At 64.7% G+C, this 1,291-nt stretch carries 1 protein-coding gene; it reads left to right on the top strand.

Annotated features, from left to right (window positions below; translation table 11 throughout):
* Window positions 1–1,145, top strand: a 1,145-nt coding sequence (locus tag EOA23_RS34820) for a sugar ABC transporter substrate-binding protein (RefSeq protein ID WP_145966613.1), incomplete at its 5' end; no start/stop codon positions are given.
* Between the last annotated feature and the right edge of the window lie 146 nt (window positions 1,146–1,291).

The following is a 1,291-nucleotide window of genomic DNA, read 5'->3' as shown; positions in this document are numbered from 1 at the left end:
GCTCGAACTTCATGCCGCGCATCGTCGACGCCTTCAACAAGGCGCATAAGGACCAGATCAAGCTCGACATCATTCCCAACGCCGAGATCATTCCGAAATATGGCGCGGCCGCAGCCGGCGGCACGGCGCCCGACGCGCTGTCGCTCGACCTGATCTACACGCCGTCCTTCGCCGCCGCCGGCCAGCTGGAGGACATCACCGACTGGGCGAAATCCTTGCCCTATTTTTCGAGCCTCTCGCCGGCGCATGTGAAGACCGGCACCTATAAGGACCGCATCTATGGCCTGCCGTTCTCGGCCGACGCCTCGGTGCTGATCTGGAACAAGAAGCTGTTCAAGCAGGCGGGCCTGGACCCGGAGAAAGGGCCGACCAACTGGGCCGAGATCGCGGCCGACGCCGAGAAGGTCAACGCGCTCGGCGGCGACATCAAGGGTTTCTACTTCTCCGGCAATTGCGGCGGCTGCAACATCTTCACCTTCACGCCGCTGGTCTGGGCCTCGGGCGGCGACATCCTGTCGGAGGACGGATCGAAGGCGACGCTCGACAGCCCGCAGCTGCGCGGCGCGATCGACCTCTACCGATCGATGATCAAGAAGGGGCTGGTGCCGGAAGGCGCGCAGACCGACACCGGCGCCAATTTCTTCGCCGCCTTCGCCGGCGGCAAGATCGGCATCTCGCCCTCCGGCGCCTTCGCCATCGGCGCGCTCAACACGCAGTATCCGGATATCGACTACGGCATCACCTTCCTGCCGGGCAAGGATGGCGGCTGGTCGTCCTTCGCCGGCGGCGACAATTTCGTCGTCACCAAGGGCACCAAGAAGATCGCCGTGGTGAAGGAGTTCCTGGACTTCGCCTATTCGCTCGAAGGCCAGACCATCCTCGCCAAATATGGCAGCCTGCCGGTGCGCAACGACATCGCCAAGGACGCGCTGAAGGACCTTGATCCGCGCTACCAGGTGGCGGCCGAGGCGATGGCCAAGGGCAGGACGCCCTATTCGGTGGTGTTCAACGACCTGATCAACTCCGCCAATGGTCCCTGGACGCAGATGATCAACGAGGTGTTCTTCGGCGACGACGTCGACGGCGCCATCAAGAACGCGCAAGAGACCATGCAGTCGATCATCGACCAGGCGCCGAACAAGTAAGCGCCTGCCTTAACCTCCCCCTTGAGGGGAGGTCGGACCGCAGGTCCGGGTGGGGTCGCCCGCGGCAGTGCTCGACGCTATCTCCCCGTCGAGTGCGTCGCGGAGGACCCCACCCCCGGCCTGCGGCCGGACCCTCCCCTCAAGGG

Origin of the sequence: Mesorhizobium sp. M2A.F.Ca.ET.042.01.1.1 (genome assembly GCF_003997405.1) — a bacterium.
Classification (GTDB): Bacteria; Pseudomonadota; Alphaproteobacteria; order Rhizobiales; family Rhizobiaceae; genus Mesorhizobium.
Note: the sequence above shows the minus strand (reverse complement) of the source record. Positions and strands in the feature narration are given on the sequence as shown.